Origin of the sequence: Micromonospora sp. NPDC003816, from assembly GCF_042874705.1 — a bacterium.
Taxonomy (GTDB): domain Bacteria; phylum Actinomycetota; class Actinomycetes; order Mycobacteriales; family Micromonosporaceae; genus Micromonospora.
Window position 1 is genome coordinate 475,292 of sequence record NZ_JBIANP010000003.1, and the last position, 20,959, is coordinate 496,250.

The window sequence follows — 20,959 nt, forward strand, 5'->3', positions numbered from 1 at the left end:
TTACATCCCGGCCGGGCGGGCGGAGATCTGCTGGACCGCCCACGAGTTGCCGTCCGGGTCGTCGAAGAAGACGAAGCCGACGTTGTCCAACGGGTGCGGTGTCGGGCTGGGGTTCTGCCCGAGCACCTGGATCTCGCTCACCTGGACACCGCGCTCGCTCAGCTCGGCGCGGGCCTTCTCCAGGTCCGGCACGACGAGTTGGAGACCCTTGAGCGAGCCGGGCGGCATGTAGGGCAGCGGCCCGGCGCCGATCACGATCGAACAGCCCGAGCCGGGCGGGGTGAGCTGCACGATGCGGGCGTCGTCACCCATCACCGTGTCGTGGTCCACGGTGAAGCCGACCTGGTCGGCGTAGAACGCCTTGGCCCGGTCCACGTCGGAGACCGGTACGACGACCACTTCCAACGTCCAGTTCACGATCAGTCCTCCTGATGTCCTCGTCGGCGGCTCCGACGCTGTGCACCCACTCTGGACGACCGGCAGCCCGTTCGGCCCGCGCGACACGAGCCGCAGCCCGCTGGGCACCCAACGAGGGCCGGGGACACACGACATCGGCCCCGGCGCACCGCCGGGGCCGATCGCACACCAGTCACGTCAGGAGGCGTACGCCTCCAGCCGCTGCGCCCGCTCCGGGGCCCGCAGCTTCAGCAGCGTCACCTTCTCGATCTGCCGGATCCGCTCGCGGGACAGTCCGAACTCGCGGCCGACCTCGTCCAGGGTACGCTGCCGGCCGTCGTCGAGCCCGAAGCGCAGCCGGATTACGGCCTGCTCGCGCTGGGAGAGCGTGGCCAACACGATGCTCACCTCGTTGCGCAGCTCCCCCTGGGCGGCGGTGTCGCCCGGTCCGCCGGCCGGGTCGACGGAGGCGACGAAGTCACCGAGTGCGCTCTCCCCGTCCTCGCCGACGGCCTGATCCAGGCTGACCGGCTCCCGGTCGTACGAGATCAGCTCGATCACCTGGAACTCGGGTACGTCCAGCGCGCGGGCCACCTCGGCGACCGTGGGTTCCCGACCCAGCGAGACGGACAGCTCGCGGCGGGCCCGGACCATCCGGTTGACCTGCTCGACCATGTGTACCGGGATGCGGATGGTGCGGGCCTGGTCGGCCATGGCGCGGGTGATGGCCTGGCGGATCCACCAGGTGGCGTAGGTGGAGAACTTGTAGCCCTTGGTGTAGTCGAATTTCTCGACGGCGCGGATGAGGCCGAGGTTGCCTTCCTGGATGAGGTCGAGGAAGGCCATGCCACGGCCGGTGTACCGCTTGGCGATGCTCACCACGAGGCGGAGGTTCGCCTCCAGCAGGTGGTTCTTGGCGGCCCGGCCCTGCTGCGCGACCACTTCCAGGTCTGCGTGCAGGCCGGCCGAGACCGGGGTGCAGGTGGACAGCTTCTCCTCGGCGAACAACCCGGCCTCGATCCGCTTCGCCAGGTCGACCTCTTCGGCCGCGGTGAGCAGCTTGGTCCGGCCGATCCCGTTGAGGTATGCGCGAACCAGGTCGGTGGAGACGCCACGTTCGTCGGTGGCGTCCAGGTCGGTAAGGGTGTCGACGCCGTGCTCCGCCTCGGTGCCGGCGCGCATCCGGTGCTCCATCATCTGCAGGGCCATCTCTGTCTCTCCCCGTTTCCACGTCCGTGCCGTGTCGCCCCGGCCCAGTAGCCGCCGGTGAGACACAGCTTGGCGGGTGGGGCGTAAAACGGGAGTGAGGCGATCGGAGAACCGACAGTGACCGTTCCGTTACCCCCTCCTTGCGGGTCGGTGTACGGGTTCGGCAGATGCGACTTGGCGGCGCCGGTTACCGTGCCAGCGGTCGGCCGTCGGGCCGACGCAACCCCGTACCCCGGGTGCCGGGGTCGGGCGACCAAGCGACGGAGGCAATGGTGGTCTTCAAGCGGCTCATGCAGGCGATGGGAGTCGGCGGCCCGTCCGTGGAGACGGTGCTGACGAACCCGAACTGCCGGCCGGGCGGTGAGCTGACGGGCACCATCGCGGTGACCGGTGGCGAGCACGGGGTGGACGTCTCGTACGTGGCTCTGGGCCTGATGACGCGGGTCGAGGTGGAGAGCGGCGACAACGAGTACGCGACGAACCAGGAGTTCCACCGGCAGCAGGTGACCGGCCCGTTCCGCCTCGAACCCGGGCAGCGCTACGACGTACCGTTCCGGTTTCCGGTGCCCTGGGAGACCCCGGTGACCGAGCTGTACGGGCAGCGCCTGCACGGCATGACGATGGGGCTGCGCACCGAGCTGGAGGTGGCCCGCGCACTGGACAAGGGTGACCTGGACCCGGTGGCGGTGCATCCGCTGCCGGCGCAGGAGCGGTTGCTGGAGGCGCTGCTGCGGCTCGGTTTCCGGTTCGCCCGGGCCGACGTCGAGCGGGGGCACATCTACGGCGTGCACCAGACGCTGCCGTTCTACCAGGAGATCGAGTTCTACCCCGCGCCGCAGTACGCGGGTGCGATGAAGCAACTGGAGGTCACCTTCGTCGCCGATCCCCGGCAGATGCAGGTGGTGTTGGAGCTGGACAAGCGTGGCGGCCTGCTGACCGAGGGCCGGGACGTCTTCGGCCGCTTCACCGTCGACTACGCCACGATGGACCGCACGGACTGGGCGGCGCAGCTCGACGGGTGGCTGCGTCAGTCCCTGCAACGCCGGGGCCTCTTCGGCTGACCGGTGACCACGGGCGGGCGGGCGACGTGGTGCGACGCCCGCCCGCCCCGTGGTCGCGCTTCAGAGGTCGAGGAGGATGGTGCGGGGCCCGACGTTGACGCTCTCGACCAGCATGTGCGTCCGGAACCGGCCGGTGGCGACCGTCGCGCCGCGTTGACGCAGCGCCTCGACCACCGCGTCGACCAGAGGTTCGGCCACCTCGGCGGGGGCCGCTGCGGTCCAGCTCGGACGGCGTCCCTTGCGGGCGTCGCCGTAGAGCGTGAACTGGCTGACCACCAGGATCGGCGCCCCGACGTCGGCGGCGGACCGCTCCTCGTCCAGGATGCGCAGCTCGTACACCTTACGGGCCAGCGTCCGGGCGGTCTCGGCGGTGTCCGTGTGCGTCACCCCGACGAGCACCAGCAGCCCGTCGTCGACCGCGCCGACCACCTCGCCGTCCACGGTGACGCTGGCCCGTCCGACGGTCTGCACCACGGCCCGCATCAGGACCGCACCGGCTCGATGAAGCCGCGTTCGACCAGGTGCGCCACGATCGGTCCGGCGGCCTCGGCGAGCTCGTCCGGCGTCACGTCGTGCGCGACGGCGAGCAGCGCGATCTGGTCGCGCAGCGGCAGGCGTCCGTCGGCGCCACCCACCAGCGCGAGGACGAGTGGATCGATCTCCTCGGTCCAGCGCAGCCCGTGCGGCATGGTGAGGACCTGTCGGTCGACGCCCCAGCCCTCCGTGCCCATGGTCGCCTCCTGCCGCAGCTGGAGCCCGTCGGCGGCCCGGTAGCGGGCGTCCAGCAGCCCGTCGGTGCCCTGCCGGCGCAGCCAGTCCTGCCGGTCGAACCAGGTCGCGACCCGGTCGCCCATCGGGGCCTCCACCCGCTGCCGCAGGTCCTCCACCCGCAGCACCGGGTCGTCGTGCCCGCTCCGGCGCAGCGAGACGACGCCGAAGCCGATCGCCTCGACCTTGTGGGCGTCGAACCAGTCCAGCCAGTCGGCCATCCGCTGCGGGTCGGCCGACTCGCCGACGTCGGTCAGCCAGAGGTTGACGTACGCCATCGGGTCGGCGACCTCGCGCTGGATCACCCAGGCGTCCAGACCGGTCCCGGCGAACCAGCCGGCCACCCGCTCGCCCCAGTCCTCGCCGGCCACATGCACCCAGTTCGCGAGGTACTGCATGGTGCCGCCCTCGGTGAGCAGGCCGTCGGCGGCGGCGGCCAGCTCGGCGCCGATCGCGTCGCCGACCCGGCCCGAGTCGCGGTAGACGTGCGTGGTGGTGCCCGGCCCGACCACGAAGGGCGGGTTGCTGACCACCAGGTCGAAGCGCCGTCCGGCGACGGGCTGCACCATGTCGCCGCGCAGCAGCTCCCACTGCTGGCCGTTGAGCGCGGCCGTGGTGGCGGCGAACCGCAGCGCCCGCCGGGAGACGTCGGTGGCGGTCACCTGCCGGGCGTGCGTACCCAGGTGCAGGGCCTGCACGCCGGAGCCGGTGCCCAGGTCGAGCGCGCTCTGCACCGGCTGCCGGACGGCCGCGCCGATCATCGTCTGGGTCGCCCCGCCGATGCCCAGCACGTGCTCGGCGTGCAGGGGCCGACCGGGGCGGGCGCTTGCCGGCACGTCGGCCAGCACCCACCAGTCGTCGCCGTACGGTTCGAGGTCCAGCCCCATCCGCAGCCCGTCGCCGTACCGTTCGACAAGCCCGGCGGCGAGCGCCTCGTCGATCGACAGCGGCGCGAGCGCGGCGGCGACGGCGGCCTCCGGCTCGGTCTGCTCGCAGATGAAGACCCGGATCAGGGTGTCGAGCGGCTCGCCGTCGGTGGTGGCGCGCAGCGCGGCCCGGAAGTCGTTACGGGCCACCCCGCCGGTGGCCTGCGGGCCGAGCCGGGCGGCGATGCCGTTGGCGGTGAAGGCGGCTCGCGTCAACGCGGTCCGCAGCGCCTCGACGCCGGCGGGGGAGAGCAGCATGTCGTGTCCGTCCACACCGCCATCCTGCCTGGTGACGTCGGGGCGGGGAGCGGGTGCCCGTGACAATCTCAGTCAATCGAAGAACGTCCCTGTCATATTCATCGATCTAACGCTAGCATCTCATCCATTCGAGTCCATGGGACGCACCGTCCGGCCATGACCCGGTCGGCCGTTCCGGTTAGGGAGGCAGACGATGTCCTCAGGGTTCACCGCGCGACGGCACGTCATCCGGGCGCTCGCCGTCGTCGCCACCGCGGCGGCCGTCTCGGCGGCCAGCACCACCGCGGCGGTCGCCGCACCCACCGGCGAGATCCGCGGCGCCGGTGCCGCGAACGCGGTCAGCGGCAGCTACCTCGTCGTGCTGCGCTCCGACGCGGTCGGCACCGCCGGTTCGTCGGCGGCCCGCACCGCAGTGCCGGACCGGGCCACCGCCCTGGTCCAGCGGTACGGGGGCAGCGTCTCCGACACCTTCTCGGCGGCACTGACCGGCTTCGCCGCCAAGATGTCCGCGAAGCAGGCGGCCCGGCTCGCCGCCAACTCGGCGGTCGCGTACGTCGAGCAGGACCAGGCGTTCACCGTCCAGGCCACCCAGACCAACCCCACCTGGGGCCTGGACCGCATCGACCAGCGGAACCGCCCGCTGAGCGGCACCTACACCTACCCGAACACGGCCTCGAACGTCCGGGCCTACATCATCGACACCGGCATCCGGACCACGCACAACGAGTTCGGCGGTCGAGCCACCTGGGGCACCAACACGGTCGACTCCAACAACACCGACTGCAACGGCCACGGCACCCACGTCGCCGGGACCGTCGGCGGCGCGACGTACGGCGTTGCCAAGTCCGTCCGCCTGGTCGCGGTGAAGGTGCTCAACTGCTCCGGTGGCGGCACCACCGCCAGCGTGGTCAACGGCGTGAACTGGGTGACCGCCAACGCGGTGAAGCCGGCCGTGGCGAACATGAGCCTCGGCGGCGGGGCCAGCAGCACGATCGACAACGCGGTGGCCAACTCGATCGCCTCCGGCATCAGCTACGCGGTGGCGGCCGGTAACGCCAACGCCAACGCCTGCAACTACTCGCCGGCCCGCACCTCGACCGCCATCACCGTCGGCTCGACGACCAGCACCGACGCCCGGTCGTCCTTCTCGAACTACGGCTCCTGCGTGCACATCTTCGCGCCCGGGTCGAGCGTGCTGTCCGCGTACCACACCAGCAACACCGCGACCAACACGCTGAACGGCACCTCGATGGCCTCCCCGCACGTGGCCGGTGCCGCCGCGCTCGTGCTCTCGGCCAACCCGTCCTACACCCCGGCCCAGGTCAAGAGCTACCTGACCAGCAACGCCACCACCGGCGTGGTGACCAGCCCGGGCAGCGGCTCGCCGAACCGCCTGCTGTTCGTGGTCAACTGACCCTGACGCACACCGGCCCGGCGGACGGCTCCAGCGTCCGCCGGGCCCCCGCGTGACCACCGAAGACCAGACCGACCCGGGCCGACGCCACCGGTGCCGACCCGGGTCGGCCGGACCACCGGTCGAGGTCAGGCGGCGAGGTCGACCGGGGACCTGCGCTCGGCGTCCGCCGGGAAGACCCGCGCCGCACCGTCCACCCGCACCGTGACCTCGCCGTCCATCGGCACGGTGGCACCGTCGAGCACCCGGGCGGTGATCGCCGTACCGTCGCCCAGTCGCAGACCGACGAGCGCGTCGTGGCCGTGGAAGTCGTGCCGCAGCACGGTGCCGGTGATCCCGTCCGGCCCGGCGGCCAGCCGGATCTGCTCCGGCCGCAACAGCACGGTGACCGGCCCGTCGGCCACCGCACCGGCGACCGGCAGCACCCCCAACGCGGTCCGGGCCGACCCGCTCTCGACGACCGCCGGCAGCAGCACCGCGTCACCGACGAAACCGGCCACCCACGGGTCGGCCGGCTCCCGGTAGACCGTGGTCGGCGAGGCGGCCTGCACCACCCGACCGTCGCGCAGCACCACCACCTTGTCGGCCACCGACAGCGCCTCACCCTGATCGTGGGTCACCAGCACACCGGTCGCCCCGTCGGCGCGCAGCGCCTCGCGTACGTCGTGCCGCAGCCCGGCGCGCAGCCCCGCGTCCAGGGCGCTGAACGGCTCGTCGAGCAGCACCACCGACGGTCGGGGCGCGAGTGCGCGGGCCACCGCGACCCGCTGCTGCTGCCCACCGGAGAGCTGGTGCGGCATCCGGTCGCCGTACCCGGCGAGCCCGACCAGCGCCAGCACCTCCTCGACCCGGTCGGTCCGCCGGGCGGCCCGGTCCAGCCCGTACCCGATGTTCTCGGCCACCCGCAGATGCGGGAAGAGGGCACCCTCCTGGGGCACCACCGCGATACGACGCCGGTGCGCCGGCAGGTGCCGGCCGCCGCCCGCGACCACCGCGCCGTCGATGCGGATCTCGCCGCCGTCGAGCCGCTCGAAGCCGGCCAGGCAGCGCAGCAACGTGGTCTTGCCGCAGCCGGACGGCCCGAGCACCGCGGTCAACTGCCCGGACGGCACGCTGAGGTCGGCGCCGGCCAACGCGGTGACCCGCCCGTACCGCTTCACCACTCCGTCGAGCACGACCTCACTCATGCCGCCCCTCCACTTCGTTGCGTGGCGACATGGCCTGCTGAGCTGCTGATTCGTTCGCTTCGCTCACTCATGCCGCCCCTCCACTCCGTTACGTGTTTCATGCGTTGCGCTCCCGGTCGAGCAGGCCGCTGCGGGCGACCAGCAGCCAGGTGGGTACCGCCGAGATCAGCACCAGCAGCGCGGCGTAGGGGGCCGCCGCCGCGTAGGCGCCGACGGCCGTACTCGTCCACAGCTCGGTGGCCAGGGTGTCCGTGCCGGTGGGACGCAGCAGCAGGGTGGCCGGGAGTTCCTTCATGCCGGTGAGGAAGACCAGCGCGGCCCCGGCGCCGATGCCCGGCAGGGTGAGCGGCAGGGTCACCGTGCGCAGCACGGTCCAGGGGCCACGGCCGAGCGACCGGGCCACCTCCTCCAGTCCGGCGGGGGACTGGGCGGCCGCGCCGGCTACCGCGCCGACCGCCAACGGCAGGAACAGCGTCGCGTACGCCAGGGCGAGCAGCCACCGGGTCTGATAGAGCGGGTACGCCACGTTGATCCCGAAGAAGATCAGCGAGAGCCCGATCACCACGCCGGGCAGGGCGTGGGCCAGGTACGCCAGCCGGTCCAGTGCGGTGGTCAGCGGACCCGGCGCCCGGGCGACGAGCAGCCCCAGCGGGAGCGCCAGCAGCATGGTGAGGGCGGCGCCGGCCAGCGAGACGGTCAGCGAGTTCCCGGCGGCGGTGAGCACCTCGGGCAGGGCACCCGGGCGGGACACCCCGGCGGCGAGCCGCCGACCGAGGCTGACCGCCGGCATCCCGAGCGCCAGCGCGGCGACGCCGGCCAGCACGGCGATGACCGGCCAGCGGGCCGCCCCGAGCGCCAGCCGGGGTGCGGGACGTCGGGTGCCGCCGAGCCGCGCGTACCGGGCACCGCGACGGCGGGTGGCGGTCTCGCCGGTGAGCAGCACCACCGTGAGCACCACCAGCACGCTGGAGAGCACCAGCGCCCCGGTGCGGTCGAAGCCGAGGTCGAAGGCGACGAAGATGGCCCGGGTGAAGGTGTCGGCGCGCAGGATGGAGACCGCGCCGAAGTCGGAGAGCACATAGAGGGCGACCAGCAGCGCACCGGCGGCGGTGGCCGGGCGGATCTGCCGCAGCGTCACCGCGGTGAAGGTCTGCCACCCGCTGCGCCCGAGCGAGCGGGACACCTCCTCCTGCGCCTGGTCCGCGCCGCGCAACGCCGCCGCGACCGGCAGCAGCACGTACGGGTAGGAGCAGAGGGTGAGCACCAGCGCCGCCGGCCAGAACCCCTCCCACCGGGGCAGCGCGGAGACCCAGGCGAAGGCGGCGATGTAGGTGGGCACGGCCAGCGGCAGCGCCGCCAGCACGGCGAAGGCCCGGCGGCCGGGCAGGTCGGTGCGGGTGACCAGGAACGCGGTACCCACGCCGAGCAGGACGCAGGCCGTGGTGACCACGGCGGCCAGTCCGAGACTGCGCAGGGCGAGCAGCGCGACGCGGTCGGTCCACAACTCGGCGACGACCGCGTCCCAGCCCGCCTCGGCGGTGCGTACCCCGAGGTAGGCCAGCGGGATCAGGGCGACGGCCACCGCGGCGGTCGAGGCCGCGAGCAACGCCGGCCGTGGGGCCAGCCGCCGCATCCCGCCGGGTACGCCGGACAGGGCCGACCCGGATCGGGACGGCCCTGCGACGGAGGGAGGTGCGGTCAGGGCACCAGGCCCGAGTTCTTGATCATGGTGACGGTGGCGTCGAGCGTGTCCAGGTCGTTCAGGTCGATCTGCGGCACCGCCAGCTCGGACAGGGCCGGCACGTACGCCGCGGAGGGCACCCCGTCGATCACCGGGTACTCGTAGGTCTGCTCGGCGAAGAACGTCTGGGCCTCGGTGCCGAGCAGGAAGTCCACGAACTTCTGCACGTCGGCGTTCTCGGCGGCCCGCTTGAGCACACCCACACCCGCGACGTTCACCAGGGCTCCGGTGTCACCGCCGGAGAAGAAGTGCAGCTTGACCTTGAGCGCGTCCGGCGTGGTGCCCTGCTCCTTGGCGATCTCGCCCAGGTAGTAGTGGTTGACCAGGCCGGCCGGGATGGTGCCGGCGCCGACGTCTTCGAGGATCTTGCCGTTGCCGTCGCGGATCTGCGGGTCGTTGGCCTTCAGACCGCTGAGGAACTGCTCGGCCTTGGCGTCGTCGTGCTGCACCCGGATGGCGGTGACGAACGCCTGGAACGAGGCGTTGGTCGGGGCGACGCCGATCTTGCCCTTCCAGGCCGGGCCGGTCAGGTCGAACACCGAGGCGGGCAGCTCCTCGGCCTTCACCAGGTCGGCGTTGTACGCCAGCACCCGGGCCCGGGCGCTCACGCCGACCCACTGGCCGTTGCCGGCACGGTAGGACGCCGGCACCTTCGCCGTGGTCTCCTCAGCGAGCGTGGTGAACATGCCCTGCTTCGCCACGGTGCCGAGGGCGCCCGCGTCCTGCGCGAAGAACACGTCGGCGGGGGACCGGTCGCCCTCCTCGACGAGCTGGGCGGCGAGCTGCGCGGTGTTCGCGTACCGGGCGTTGACGGTGATGCCGGTCTGCTCGGTGAACTTGTCCAGCAGCGGCTTGACGAGCTGCTCGTTGCGTCCGCTGTAGACGGTGATCGACTTGTCGGTCGACTGGCCCGAGTCTGCTGCCGCGTCCTCCTCACCTGATCCGCAGGCGGCCAGCCCGACGGTGAGCAGGCTGGCGGCGAGCAACGCGCCGGTGGTACGGCGAGTGAGAAGCACGATGAACCCTTTCCTCTGCGGCCCGGGGCGACCGAGGCGCCGAAGTTAGCACAGCCTAACCTAATCGCGGAATCGAGCTGAGGGTGAGATCACGTGCCGGAGGCCAGGGCGAGGGCCGCGACGGGCAGGATGAGGGCATGACACTCGCGCTGCCCATCGATCCGGAGGCGAACCGGCTGCTCATGCAGAGTCCGCTGGCGTTGCTGACGGGAATGGTTCTTGATCAACAAGTCTCGATGGAGAAGGCGTTCTCCTCGCCGTACGTGCTGACCCAGCGGCTCGGTCACGACCTGGACGCCCGGGAACTCGCCGAGTACGACCCGGAGGCGCTGGTGGCCCTCTTCGCCCAGCCGCCGGCCCTGCACCGGTTCCCGAAGGCGATGGCGGCCCGGGTACAGGAGGTCTGTCGAGCGCTGGTCGACCGGTACGACGGCGACGCCGCCCGGCTCTGGGCCGACCCGGTCGACGGTGCCGACCTGCTCGCGCGGATCACCGCCCTGCCCGGGTTCGGCCGGCAGAAGGGGCAGATCTTCCTCGCCCTGCTCGGCAAGCGGTTCGGCGTACGGCCGGCGGGCTGGCGGGAGGCGGCCGGCGGCTACGGCGAGCCGGAGGTCCACCGGTCCGTGGCCGACGTCACCGACGGCGAGTCGTTGCGCCTGGTCCGGGAGTACAAGCAGCAGCAGAAGGCGGCGGCGAAGGCGAAGACCGCCGGAGGCTGAGCGGTCCGGCGGGGGATGTGCCGGGCTGGGTCGGCGGGGTAGCGGCACGACGAACGTCGTCGCGGGCCCGGTCGAGGTGACAGGATGGAGGCGACCCCGAGGAGGTACACGGTGAAGCATCAGGCGTACCGGCCGATCCTCATCACCGACGCCTCGCGCAGCCAGAACGACCAGCTCACCACCCGGCAGCGGCGGTACGTGGCGATGATGGGCGTCCGGGTGGCGTGCGTGATCGTCGGCGCGATCCTGGTCGGCACGCGGGCGCCCCTGCTCTGGCTCTGGCTGCCCCTGGTGGCGCTGGGCATGATCGTCGTCCCGTGGCTCGCGGTGCTGCTGGCCAACGACCGGCCGCCGAAGGAACAGCACCGGCTGATCGGCCGGTCGGCGCGGCGGCAGCAGCAGGAGGCCCCGCCGATGAGCCTGACCGCCGAGGAACGGCCGCACAAGGTCATCGACGCCGAGCCCTGACGCAGTCCCACCCGGGCAGCACTGGCACGGCCCGGGCGGGACTGTCGTCGTGAGCGGTTCAGCCGACCGGCCGGGCACCCACCTGGGAGACCGCCGCCGCGCCGAGGTCGGTGGCCCGGTTCAGGGCGGCCTCCGGGGTCGCCCCGGTCAGCCAGGCGGCGAGCAGCCCGGCCGCGAAGGCGTCACCCGCTCCCGTCACGTCCACCACCGCCACCCGGCGGGCCGGTGAGGTGACGAGCGTTCCGGTCCGTTCCACCCAGGTGGCACCCGCGCCACCGCGCTTGACCACCACCCGTCGGGCGGTGGCGGCCAGCGCCCGTCCCTGGGCCGCCGGATCCAGTCCGCCGGCCAGCACCGTCGCCTCGTCGGTGTTCACCAGCAGCAGGTCGACCCCGCGTACCCAGGACAGGAAGGCCGCCGGGCCGACGGCCCGCAGCGGTGCCGCGGAGGCCGCGTCCACGCTGGTGGTGAGGCCGCGCTCGCGGGCGGCGGCCAGCGCGTGCCGGCCCGCCGGGCGGGACTCCGGGTCCAGCAGGGTGTACCCGGACAGGTGCAGGTGACTCGCCTCTGGCGCCTCGGCCAGCGCCGCGTCGACCTGCTCGGGGCGCAGCCGCACGTTCGCCCCGCGCTCGGTGACCATGGTGCGTTCGTCCTCACCGGCCAGCACGATCACCGTGCCGGTGCCGATCCCGGGCACGGTCCGCACCGCGCAGTCGACGCCGACGGCGGTCAGCTCCGCGATCCGGTCCCGTCCCGCACCGTCGTCGCCGACGGCACCGACCAGCGTCACCGGTACGTTCTGCGTGGTCAGCCAGGCGGCGGTGTTCGCGGCCTGCCCGCCACCGGTGAACCGGATCGACGCGGGCGTGTCCGTGCCCCGGGCCAGCGGGGTGGTCAGCACCGCCACCACGTCGGTGATCACGTCACCGACGACCAGCACCCGGCCGGCGGGGCTGACGCGGCGCGTTCCGGTGCCGGTCCGTACGCCGGATCCGCTCACGCCGTGGCGCTGTCGCGCCGGGTGGTGGCGGCCACCGCGATCCGGGCGGCGAGATCGGCGTTGCGCAGGATGATCCGGACGTTGACCGCCAGGCTGGCACCCTCCGTGGCGGAGTGGAAGTGGGAGAGCAGGTACGGGGTGACCGCCTTGCCGCTCACCCCGTCGCGCTCCAGTCGGGCCAGCCCCTCGGCGAGCGTCCGGTCGTGCAGGTCCGGGTCGAGTTGCTCGTCGACCGGCAGCGGGTTGGCGACGACCAGACCGCCGTGGTGCACGCCGTGCGCCTCGCGGGCGGCCAGCGCGTCGGCGATCAGCTCCGGCGAGTCGACCGACCAGTCCAGGTCGAAGCCGCTGTCGGTGATGAAGAAGCCCGGGAACCGGCGGGTGCGGTAGCCGACCACGGCCACCCCGAGGGTCTCCAGACGCTCCAGCGTCGCGCCCACGTCGAGGATCGACTTGACCCCGGCACAGACCACCGCGATCGGCGTCCGGGCGAGGGTGACCAGGTCGGCGGACTCGTCGAAGGTCTGCGCGGCCTCGCGGTGCACCCCGCCCAGGCCGCCGGTGGCGAACACGCCGATCCCGGCCCGGGCCGCCACCGCGCTGGTCGCGGCCACGGTGGTGGCACCGTCCGCGCCGGTCGCGGCGGCCACCGCGAGATCGCGTACGGAGAGTTTGGTCACGTCCTCGGCGGTGGCCAGCCGGGTCAGCTCGTCGTCGTCGAGGCCCACCACGAGTTCGCCGGAGACCATCCCGATGGTGGCCGGGACGGCGCCCGCGTCCCGGACGGCCTGTTCGATCTCCCGGGCCACCCGCAGGTTGTCCGGCCGGGGCAGGCCGTGCGAGACGATGGTGCTCTCCAGGGCGACCACAGGACGCCGCTCGCGCAGCGCCTGGGCCACCTCGACGCCGTGGCGAAGGTGAAAGTCGGTCACAGTCGCCCACCGTACTGCCGCCACCCCGGTCACCTCAGGTGGACCGGGGCCACAGTGACCTGCCAGACTTGTCGGTCGGAGGTGCAGACGTGAGCACAGAGGTCCTCGAGCGTCCGGAGCTGAAGGACGCCGACACCGGCCCGGAGATGTTCCACTACGTCCGGAAGGAAAAGATCGCCGAGAGTGCCGTCATGGGCACCTTCGTCGTGGCGCTGTGCGGAGAGACCTTCCCGGTGACAAAGACCCCCAAAAAGGGTTCACCGGTCTGCCCCAAGTGCAAAGAGATCTACGACTCGTACCGCGAGTGACCCCGGGCCGACCGCCCGTACGCCCGCGTAACCTGCGGCGGTGACCACCTCCACCGCCCTGCTCCTGGCCGACCTGGCCGGGGTCGCGGTCTTCGCCGCCTCGGGAGCCTCCGCGGCGGTCGCCAAGCGTCTCGATCTGTTCGGCGTGGTCTTCGTCGGTTTCGTCGCCGCCCTCGGCGGTGGGATCTTCCGTGACCTGGTCATCAACGAGGCGCCGCCGTTGGCCTTCGGCGACTGGCGGTACGCGACCACCGCCGCGCTGACCGCCGGGGCGATCTTCTGGCTGCACCCGCAGTTCGCCCGGCTGCGGACCACCGTCCTGGTGCTGGACGCGGCCGGGCTGGGCCTGTTCACCGTCGTCGGCACCCTCAAAGCCCTCGAAGCCCAGGTCCCGCCCGTCGGTGCCTGCCTGATCGGCATGCTCACCGCGATCGGCGGTGGGCTGGTCCGTGACCTGCTCACCGCCGAGATCCCGGTGGTGCTACGGCGGGAGATCTACGCGCTCGCGGCACTGGTCGGCTCGATCGTGGTCGCGGTCCTGTACGGCCTCGACCGCACCGGCCCGGTCCCGCTCACCGCCGCGGCGGCGCTGGTCTTCGGCGTACGCCTGGTGGCGCTGCGGCGCCGGTGGTCGGCGCCGGTGGCGACGCTGCGCCCGCCCCGCGCCGGGGCGTCCGGCCCGCCGCCGGAGTGACGGCGACCGCCGCCGCTGCGGCCGTCACCACCCGGTGGACGCGGCGTCACGTCGCGGACGCGGTGCGGTGGCCGAGACGACGTGGTGCGGAGGCCGACGCGGCACGGTGACCTGGCGCTCTGGTCGTTGCGGCCGGGCAGTGGCGAAGGGCACCGGACGTCCGGTGTGGCGTCGCGTGGGGCCGGTCGCCGGTCCTGGTTATGCTGAGTCGGCCTTCGCGGCTTCTTCTGCGCGGAGGCGTTTTCGTGGGGCGACTACCGCGCCCCCGACCCGGGTCCGCCGGCCTGCGGTCGGGACACTGCGGTCGGAGAGGAGCGAGCCGTGGCACCCCGGACGCCGGCGCTCGAGACGTTCCCGCCCCTACGGGCCTGGCAACGCAAGGCGATGGTGGAGTACCTGCGCCGACGCAGCGAGGACTTCACCGCAGTCGCCACCCCGGGTGCCGGGAAGACCACCTTCGCCCTGCGGATCGCCGCCGAACTGCTCGCGGACGGCACCGTCGAGGCGGTGACCGTGGTGGCGCCGACCGAGCACCTGAAGACCCAGTGGGCGGACGCGGCGGCCCGGATCGGCATCCAGCTCGACGCCGCGTTCCGTAACGCCGACCTGCACTCGTCGACGGACTTCCACGGTGCGGTGATCACCTACGCGCAGGTCGGCATGGCCCCGCACGTGCATCGGCGGCGCACCATGACCCGGCGCACCCTGGTCATCCTCGACGAGATCCACCACGCCGGCGACTCCCGCACCTGGGGCGACGGGGTGAAGGCCGCCTTCGAACCGGCCGTACGCCGGCTGATGCTGACCGGTACGCCGTTCCGCTCCGACGACAACCCGATCCCGTTCGTCGACTACGAGCGGGGTGGGGACGGGCTGCTGCGGTCCCGGGCCGACTCGGTGTACGGCTACAGCGACGCCCTGCGCGACGGCGTGGTGCGGCCGGTGCTGTTCCTGGCGTACTCCGGGGAGACCCGGTGGCGCACCAACGCCGGGGAGGAGCTGTCGGCCCGGCTGGGCGAGCCGATGACCCAGGATCTCATCGCCCAGGCCTGGCGTACCGCCCTGGATCCGGCCGGGGACTGGATGCCGCAGGTGCTGCGGGCCGCCGACGCCCGGCTGACCGTGCTGCGCGAGGCGGGCATGCCCGACGCGGCCGGTCTGGTGATCGCCACCGACCAGCAGTCCGCCCGCTCGTACGCCAAACTCATCGAGCAGGTCACCGGCGAGAAGGCGGCTGTCGTCCTCTCCGACGACGTGGGCGCTTCGGCCCGGATCGCGACGTTCGCGGCGTCCGAGCAGCGGTGGTTGGTCGCGGTGCGGATGGTCTCCGAGGGGGTCGACATCCCCCGGCTGGCCGTCGGCGTCTACGCCACCAGTGCGAGCACGCCGCTCTACTTCGCGCAGGCCATCGGGCGGTTCGTCCGGGCCCGTCGCCCGGGGGAGACCGCCTCGGTATTCCTGCCCAGCGTCCCGCACCTGCTCGGGCTGGCCAGCGAGATGGAGGCCGAGCGGGACCACGTGCTCGGCAAGCCGAAGGACCGCGAGGGTTTCGACGACGACCTGCTGGAGCGGGCCCAGCGCGACGACCAGGCCAGCGGCGAACTGGAGAAGCGGTTCGCCGCCCTCTCCGCCACCGCCGAACTCGACCAGGTGATCTTCGACGGCGCCTCGTTCGGCACCGCCGCCCAGGCAGGTACGCCCGAGGAAGAGGAGTACCTGGGCCTGCCCGGGCTGCTGACCTCGGCACAGGTGGCGGAGCTGCTGTCCAAGCGGCAGTCCGAGCAACTGGCGGCCCGGAAGCGGCGTGCGACCGAGCGGCCCGCCGAGCCCTCCGCCCCGCCCGCGCCGGCACCGATGAACGCCGCACAGCGCCGGGTCGCGCTACGTCGTCAGCTCAATGCCCTGGTGGCCGCCCAGCACCACCGCACCGGCCAGCCGCACGGCAAGATCCACGCCGAGCTCCGTCGCCTCTGCGGCGGCCCGCCCAGCGCCCAGGCCACCATCGAACAGCTCGAAGAACGCATCGCGACCGTCCAGACCCTCTAACCCCACCCCACCCACCCACCCACCCACCCCACCCCGCCTGACCCGGGTGATCAAGAGGTTTGCGTCGGGGTGAGCGGGCGATCGTGGCCCAAATCTCTTGATCACCCGGGTCGGGCGGGGCGGGGAGAGGGCGGGGCAGAGAGACGGAGCCGGCCGGAGGCCCGTGTGGGGCCTCCGGCCGGCTCTGTGTCTCGTGGGTTCTAGTTGGCCATCAGGTCGGCGCCGCGCCACGTGAACTCAGGATCCGTCGCGAACCGTACGGTGATCTTCACGAGATCTTCCGCGTACTTGTTGGCGTGGTGTCCACAGAACACCAGCTCACTGCCACCCGAGAGGGTGATCCGGAGCTTGCCGGCGGCATTGCAGCGGTCGCACCGTTCATCGGCGGCCGGGGGGCTCACCGTCTCGGGCGGCGGCGTGAGGGTCGGGGTCATCGCCTTCCTCCTCTGGTCGTCACCGATGAACACTCTCTTCGGTCTGGTCACCTATCGTGCAACACCCTTGCAGGGCCTCGCCTTCCCTGTGTGCCCGCGGGGGACCGAGGTCACACCTGGCACGGATAGTGTGCCGTGCACCCAGGGTGCCACGTCAACGATCACATTCGTGCAACCACCTGATCACCATCCGGCGTTGACGCCTGGTGATCAAAACGACACGATCGGTTGACGTGTGCTGATCAGTCGAGATAATCCCGGAGTACCTGGGAACGCGACGGGTGCCGCAACTTGGACATCGTCTTGGACTCGATCTGCCGGATCCGCTCCCGGGTCACCCCGTAGACCTGCCCGATCTCGTCCAGCGTGCGCGGCTGGCCGTCGGTCAGGCCGAAGCGCAGGCGGACGACGCCCGCCTCCCGCTCGGACAGCGTCTGGAGCACCTGCTGGAGCTGGTCCTGGAGCAGCGAGAAGGACACCGCGTCGACCGCGACGACCGCCTCCGAGTCCTCGATGAAGTCACCGAGCTGGCTGTCGCCCTCGTCGCCGATGGTCTGGTCGAGCGAGATCGGCTCCCGGGCGTACTGCTGGATCTCCAGCACCTTCTCCGGTGTGATGTCCATCTCCTTCGCCAGCTCCTCCGGAGTGGGCTCACGGCCCAGGTCCTGGAGCAGCTCGCGCTGGATCCGGCCCAACTTGTTGATCACTTCGACCATGTGTACCGGGATGCGGATGGTGCGGGCCTGGTCGGCCATGGCGCGGGTGATGGCCTGGCGGATCCACCAGGTGGCGTAGGTGGAGAACTTGTAGCCCTTGGTGTAGTCGAATTTCTCGACGGCGCGGATGAGGCCGAGGTTGCCTTCCTGGATGAGGTCGAGGAAGGCCATGCCACGGCCCGTGTACCGCTTGGCGAGCGAGACGACCAGGCGGAGGTTCGCCTCCAGCAGGTGGTTCTTGGCGCGCTCGCCGTCGCGGGAGATCCAGAGCAGGTCGCGCTGCATGTCGCGGACCAGCTTCTCCTCGCCCTCGTCGGCGGCGCGCAGTCGCTCGGCGGCGTAGAGCCCGGCCTCGATCCGCTTGGCCAGCTCCACCTCCTGCTCGGCGTTGAGCAACGGCACCTTGCCGATCTGCTTGAGGTACGCCCGGACGGAGTCGGCCGACGCCGTCAGCTCGGCGTCCCGGCGCGCCTGCTTGAGCGCCTCGGACTCCTCGTCGTCCCACTCGAAGTCGTTGTCGGTGGCCGAACTCGCCGCGTCGGCCTCGGCGGCCCGGGTCAGCTCGGCCGGCTCCTCGACCACCACGTCCTCGATCTCGGCGGCGAGTTCCTCGGGGTCGACCTCACCCTCGGCGCCCTCGCCCTTGCCGGCGGCCTTGGCCGGCTTGGCGCCGGTCGCGGCGGCCACCGTCGCCTTGGTGGCCCGGGTGGACTTCTTGGCCGGCGCGACGGCCTTGGCCACGTCGGCGGTGGTGCCGGTGGCCTTGCGCGCGGTCGCCTTGCGGGGTGCCGGCGCCGGCGCCTCGTCGGCGGCGGCCGCCTGCTTCGGGGCGGGCGGAGCCGCCTTCTTGGTGGTCTTGGCGGTGGTGGCCCGGGAGGCGGGAGTCGCGGAGCGGGCGGCGGCGACCCGGCGGCGGGTGCTGGCCGAACCGTCGACCACCACGGTCACCCCGGCCTCGGAGAGCGCCCGCAGGATCTTCTTGGCCTGGGCCGGAGTCACCTCGGCGGACTCGACGGTGCGCGCGAGCTGGGCCGACGTGAGCTGGCCGCCGGCGCTCTGCGCGTGGGCGATCAGGGTGTCGGTGAGCGAGCGAACGTCGGCGCCGGTCTGGCGGGGTTCTGTCACGAATGACCTTCCGGAGGCGAAGAGCGAGCACGGCCGGGATCGTCCGGCGCAGCGTGGGGCACCACGCCGGGCGATGTGGTTGAGGAACCCCCGTGTCCCCGGCCGACCGGTCGTCCGGTCGCCCGTGGCGGTGGGCAGGGGTGAATTGTAACGCCGTCTGCGGCGATCATCCTGCGCCGCACGGCTGACCGGCGGTCGAGACCGCCGATTCGGTGCACATCTGGACTTTGTAAGGATGATACCCGCGCAGGACTCGGAAACCCGCCCGTGCGGGAAGGGGACGGACGATGGACCGCTCGACGCCGCAGCCAGGGCAGTTGTTGGAGATCGCGATCGAGGTGGCGCGGGAGGCGGCGGCCACCGCGTACCGGATGAGGGTCGAGGGCGTCTCCGTGGCGGCCACCAAGAGCACCGCCACCGACGTGGTGACCGCCGCCGACCGCGCGGTGGAGCGCCAGATCATCGACGCGTTGCGTCGGCGGCGTCCGGACGACGCGGTGCTGGGCGAGGAGTACGGCGCGGCGGAGCGCGGCACGGCGGCACCGGCGCCGGTGCGGTGGATCGTGGATCCGATCGACGGCACGGTCAACTACCTGTACGGGCTGGCGCACTGCGCGGTGTCGATCGCTGCCGAGGTGAACGGCGAGGTCGTGGCCGGTGTGGTGCGCAACATCCAGACCGGCGAGGAGTGGACCGCGACGGCCGGCGGCGGTGCCTGGCGGGACGGCCGGCGGTTGCGCGGTTCCGCCGAGACCGACCTCGGGCAGGCGCTGGTGATCACCGGTTTCGGCTACGACTCGGCCCGTCGGGTCCACCAGGCCCGGGTGGTGACCGAGTTGATCGCGCACGTCCGGGACATCCGTCGGCTCGGCGCCGCCGCCGTCGACCTCTGCCTGGTCGCCGAGGGGCGCGCCGACGCGTTCTACGAGAAGGGCCTGGCGGACTGGGACCGGGCCGCCGGCGGACTGGTGGCCACCGAGGCCGGCCTGCGGATCGGCGGGATCGACGGGCAGGACCCCGGGCCGGACATGGTCATCGCGGCGCCGCCGGAGCTGTTCGTGCCGCTGCACGACCGGCTGGCCGCGCTGGACGCCTCCGGCGGCCCCTGATCGTCCGGCCGGGTGACCCGTAGTCGGGACGCTCGGCCGATCAGATCGGCCCGCCCGGCTCGTCCGGTCCACCCGGTCGGGTCGATCCGTCGGTCAGTCCTCGATCGGCATCGGGCAGGTGCCCGGCGGGGCCACCGGCGAACCGAGGTCACCGAGGGACTGGTTCACCTCGGTGGTGGTCGCCAGTTGCCGGAAGCCGTTGCCGAGGACCACGTCCACCACGTCGTCCTCGCGCTTGGCGTCGTACTCGTACTCGGCGTTGTTGAGGAAGTACGCCCGCAGCAGGTGGGCGGAGCCGACGCCCTTCGGGCCGTACCGCAGCACCGCCACGTCGTCGACCTGCTTCTTCTGGCTCGCTTCCTTCTGGACCTGGAAGTCGCGGTTGCGGAACTCGTCGCCCACGCTGGCGGCCAACCCGGGGCGGTCGGTGGCGTTCAGCACTTTGATCTTGACGTCCTTGCGCTCGCGCAACGTCACGTCGGCGCGGGGCCAGTCCTCCGGGCAACCCTGGGCGGAGCCCGCGTTACCCTGGGTGTCCTTGACGAGTGCGACGACCACGAAGACCAGGGCGACCACCGCCAGCATGCCGACGACAACGAGTGCTCGCACTCGCGCAAAGCTCATCAGGGCGCTCCCGGGCGATGGATGGGTGGCAGCGGCCGTCGGCGTGGGGGGCCCGTCCCGCCGGCCGCCGGGTACGCCGCTGAGGTTAACGGTTGTCCGACCGTCGCGTGGAAACAGTCCGACATACCGGCGCGCCACCCTGGAACCGGGTACTACTACCCCTATCTTCGTGTCGCCTGAGTCACATTGGGAACAACTTCCCGTGCAGGGGCGTACATCTCAGCCACGAGGGCGGTATACATGCCTCGCCCAAGGGGGGGTAGGTTCCGCGCTCGTCGGGGAGATCCTCTGGCGGTCTGGCCCACACAGTCGTCGGGTCGGGTGGCCGACACTTGCGGTGGCCTGCCAGCGGAACCGAAACAGCGTCGTCCGGCGTTACAACCGGAAGCGACAACATCGAAATGGGAGAGTGAAACCGATGGCCACCGACTACGACGCCCCGCGCCGCGACGAGGTCGACCTCGGCGAGGACAGCCTCGAAGAGCTCAAGGCCCGGCGCGTCGACTCACAGTCGGGTGCCGTGGACGTCGACGAGGCGGAGGTGGCGGAGAGCTTCGAGCTGCCCGGCGCCGACCTGGCCGACGAGGAGCTCACGGTCAAGGTGCTGCCGATGCAGCAGGACGAGTTCCGCTGTGCCCGGTGCTTCCTGGTGCACCACCGCAGCCAGCTGGCAGTCGAGCGCAACGGCGAGCTGATCTGCCGTGAGTGTGTCTGACCGACGGCCCGACACCACCAGAACAGCGGCGGCTCCGGGACGGAGCCGCCGCTACCCGGCTCGGCGAGCGGTGGTGCCCGAGACCTGATTCAC

At 72.2% G+C, this 20,959-nt stretch carries 21 protein-coding genes; 9 read left to right on the forward strand and 12 right to left on the reverse strand.

Annotated elements, in window-relative coordinates; genetic code table 11:
* Both ACFYTT_RS13045 and sigB read right to left on the reverse strand, forming a co-directional pair.
* The gene (locus ACFYTT_RS13045; protein WP_176093052.1) at window positions 1–417 is read right to left on the reverse strand and encodes a VOC family protein; all 417 of its coding nucleotides are present in this window, start codon (window positions 415–417) and stop codon (window positions 1–3) included.
* 177 nt (window positions 418–594) lie between these two features.
* Window positions 595–1,605: an RNA polymerase sigma factor SigB gene (gene sigB, locus ACFYTT_RS13050; RefSeq protein WP_131054431.1), complete on the reverse strand. Its 1,011-nt coding sequence runs from the start codon at window positions 1,603–1,605 to the stop codon at window positions 595–597.
* Window positions 1,606–1,877: 272 nt separating this feature from the next.
* Between sigB and ACFYTT_RS13055 the strand changes: the two genes are divergently transcribed.
* A complete protein-coding gene (locus ACFYTT_RS13055; RefSeq protein ID WP_131054434.1) occupies window positions 1,878–2,666 on the forward strand; it encodes a sporulation protein in 789 nt (262 codons plus the stop codon).
* Window positions 2,667–2,726: 60 nt separating this feature from the next.
* Here ACFYTT_RS13055 and dtd read toward each other — a convergent pair whose 3' ends face one another.
* Window positions 2,727–3,149, reverse strand: a complete 423-nt coding sequence (gene dtd / locus ACFYTT_RS13060; RefSeq protein WP_176093053.1) for a D-aminoacyl-tRNA deacylase — start codon at window positions 3,147–3,149, stop codon at window positions 2,727–2,729.
* Window positions 3,149–4,633, reverse strand: a complete 1,485-nt coding sequence (locus ACFYTT_RS13065) for a methyltransferase (RefSeq protein WP_176093054.1) — start codon at window positions 4,631–4,633, stop codon at window positions 3,149–3,151. Before ACFYTT_RS13065 ends, dtd begins: the two co-directional genes overlap by 1 nt.
* Before the next feature lie 178 nt (window positions 4,634–4,811).
* On the opposite strand from ACFYTT_RS13065, the gene ACFYTT_RS13070 reads away from it, so the two are divergent.
* A complete protein-coding gene (locus tag ACFYTT_RS13070) occupies window positions 4,812–6,032 on the forward strand; it encodes a S8 family serine peptidase (RefSeq protein WP_387259074.1) in 1,221 nt (406 codons plus the stop codon).
* A 128-nt stretch (window positions 6,033–6,160) separates the two neighbouring features.
* On the opposite strand, the gene ACFYTT_RS13075 is transcribed toward ACFYTT_RS13070, so the two are convergent.
* From ACFYTT_RS13075 to ACFYTT_RS13085, 3 genes are all read right to left on the reverse strand, one after another.
* On the reverse strand, window positions 6,161–7,219 hold the full coding sequence (locus ACFYTT_RS13075) for an ABC transporter ATP-binding protein (RefSeq protein WP_387259077.1): 1,059 nt from the start codon (window positions 7,217–7,219) through the stop codon (window positions 6,161–6,163).
* A gap of 97 nt (window positions 7,220–7,316) precedes the next feature.
* On the reverse strand, window positions 7,317–8,852 hold the full coding sequence (locus tag ACFYTT_RS13080) for an ABC transporter permease (protein WP_387259079.1): 1,536 nt from the start codon (window positions 8,850–8,852) through the stop codon (window positions 7,317–7,319).
* Window positions 8,853–8,917: 65 nt separating this feature from the next.
* Window positions 8,918–9,979 carry an iron ABC transporter substrate-binding protein gene (locus ACFYTT_RS13085; RefSeq protein ID WP_387259751.1) on the reverse strand — a complete coding sequence of 354 codons (1,062 nt, stop codon included), beginning with the start codon at window positions 9,977–9,979 and terminating at the stop codon, window positions 8,918–8,920.
* Between the two features lie 134 nt (window positions 9,980–10,113).
* Here ACFYTT_RS13085 and ACFYTT_RS13090 point away from each other — a divergent pair, with 134 nt between their 5' ends.
* Window positions 10,114–10,695, forward strand: coding sequence for an HhH-GPD-type base excision DNA repair protein (locus ACFYTT_RS13090; protein ID WP_387259082.1), 582 nt, complete (start codon window positions 10,114–10,116; stop codon window positions 10,693–10,695).
* A gap of 111 nt (window positions 10,696–10,806) precedes the next feature.
* Window positions 10,807–11,163 carry a DUF3099 domain-containing protein gene (locus tag ACFYTT_RS13095; RefSeq protein ID WP_131057093.1) on the forward strand — a complete coding sequence of 119 codons (357 nt, stop codon included), beginning with the start codon at window positions 10,807–10,809 and terminating at the stop codon, window positions 11,161–11,163.
* A 58-nt stretch (window positions 11,164–11,221) separates the two neighbouring features.
* Here ACFYTT_RS13095 and ACFYTT_RS13100 read toward each other — a convergent pair whose 3' ends face one another.
* Both ACFYTT_RS13100 and ACFYTT_RS13105 read right to left on the reverse strand, forming a co-directional pair.
* On the reverse strand, window positions 11,222–12,163 hold the full coding sequence (locus ACFYTT_RS13100; RefSeq protein WP_387259086.1) for a carbohydrate kinase family protein: 942 nt from the start codon (window positions 12,161–12,163) through the stop codon (window positions 11,222–11,224).
* Complete coding sequence (locus ACFYTT_RS13105; protein WP_131057694.1) at window positions 12,160–13,095, reverse strand: pseudouridine-5'-phosphate glycosidase; 936 nt, start codon at window positions 13,093–13,095, stop codon at window positions 12,160–12,162. Before ACFYTT_RS13105 ends, ACFYTT_RS13100 begins: the two co-directional genes overlap by 4 nt.
* 89 nt (window positions 13,096–13,184) lie before the next feature.
* Here ACFYTT_RS13105 and ACFYTT_RS13110 point away from each other — a divergent pair, with 89 nt between their 5' ends.
* From ACFYTT_RS13110 to ACFYTT_RS13120, 3 genes are all read left to right on the forward strand, one after another.
* Window positions 13,185–13,403 (forward strand): DUF3039 domain-containing protein, encoded by a 219-nt coding sequence (locus tag ACFYTT_RS13110; RefSeq protein WP_131057695.1) that lies wholly within the window; start codon window positions 13,185–13,187, stop codon window positions 13,401–13,403.
* A gap of 40 nt (window positions 13,404–13,443) precedes the next feature.
* Window positions 13,444–14,097, forward strand: coding sequence for a trimeric intracellular cation channel family protein (locus tag ACFYTT_RS13115; RefSeq protein WP_357212306.1), 654 nt, complete (start codon window positions 13,444–13,446; stop codon window positions 14,095–14,097).
* A 321-nt stretch (window positions 14,098–14,418) separates the two neighbouring features.
* Window positions 14,419–16,143 carry a DEAD/DEAH box helicase gene (locus ACFYTT_RS13120; protein WP_357212308.1) on the forward strand — a complete coding sequence of 575 codons (1,725 nt, stop codon included), beginning with the start codon at window positions 14,419–14,421 and terminating at the stop codon, window positions 16,141–16,143.
* Between the two features lie 200 nt (window positions 16,144–16,343).
* Here the strand turns inward: ACFYTT_RS13120 and ACFYTT_RS13125 are convergent, their stop codons facing one another.
* Window positions 16,344–16,577, reverse strand: coding sequence for a hypothetical protein (locus ACFYTT_RS13125; protein WP_117226588.1), 234 nt, complete (start codon window positions 16,575–16,577; stop codon window positions 16,344–16,346).
* Between the two features lie 242 nt (window positions 16,578–16,819).
* Window positions 16,820–18,418, reverse strand: a complete 1,599-nt coding sequence (locus ACFYTT_RS13130) for an RNA polymerase sigma factor (RefSeq protein ID WP_176093060.1) — start codon at window positions 18,416–18,418, stop codon at window positions 16,820–16,822.
* Between the two features lie 287 nt (window positions 18,419–18,705).
* Here ACFYTT_RS13130 and ACFYTT_RS13135 point away from each other — a divergent pair, with 287 nt between their 5' ends.
* The gene (locus ACFYTT_RS13135) at window positions 18,706–19,527 is read left to right on the forward strand and encodes an inositol monophosphatase family protein (protein ID WP_176093061.1); all 822 of its coding nucleotides are present in this window, start codon (window positions 18,706–18,708) and stop codon (window positions 19,525–19,527) included.
* Window positions 19,528–19,620: 93 nt separating this feature from the next.
* On the opposite strand, the gene ACFYTT_RS13140 is transcribed toward ACFYTT_RS13135, so the two are convergent.
* Entirely contained in the window at window positions 19,621–20,136 is a 516-nt protein-coding gene (locus ACFYTT_RS13140) for a LytR C-terminal domain-containing protein (protein WP_201272485.1), read from the reverse strand.
* Between the two features lie 433 nt (window positions 20,137–20,569).
* Here ACFYTT_RS13140 and ACFYTT_RS13145 point away from each other — a divergent pair, with 433 nt between their 5' ends.
* Window positions 20,570–20,866 (forward strand): DUF4193 domain-containing protein, encoded by a 297-nt coding sequence (locus ACFYTT_RS13145; protein WP_007075406.1) that lies wholly within the window; start codon window positions 20,570–20,572, stop codon window positions 20,864–20,866.
* The last annotated feature ends 93 nt before the right edge of the window (window positions 20,867–20,959 follow it).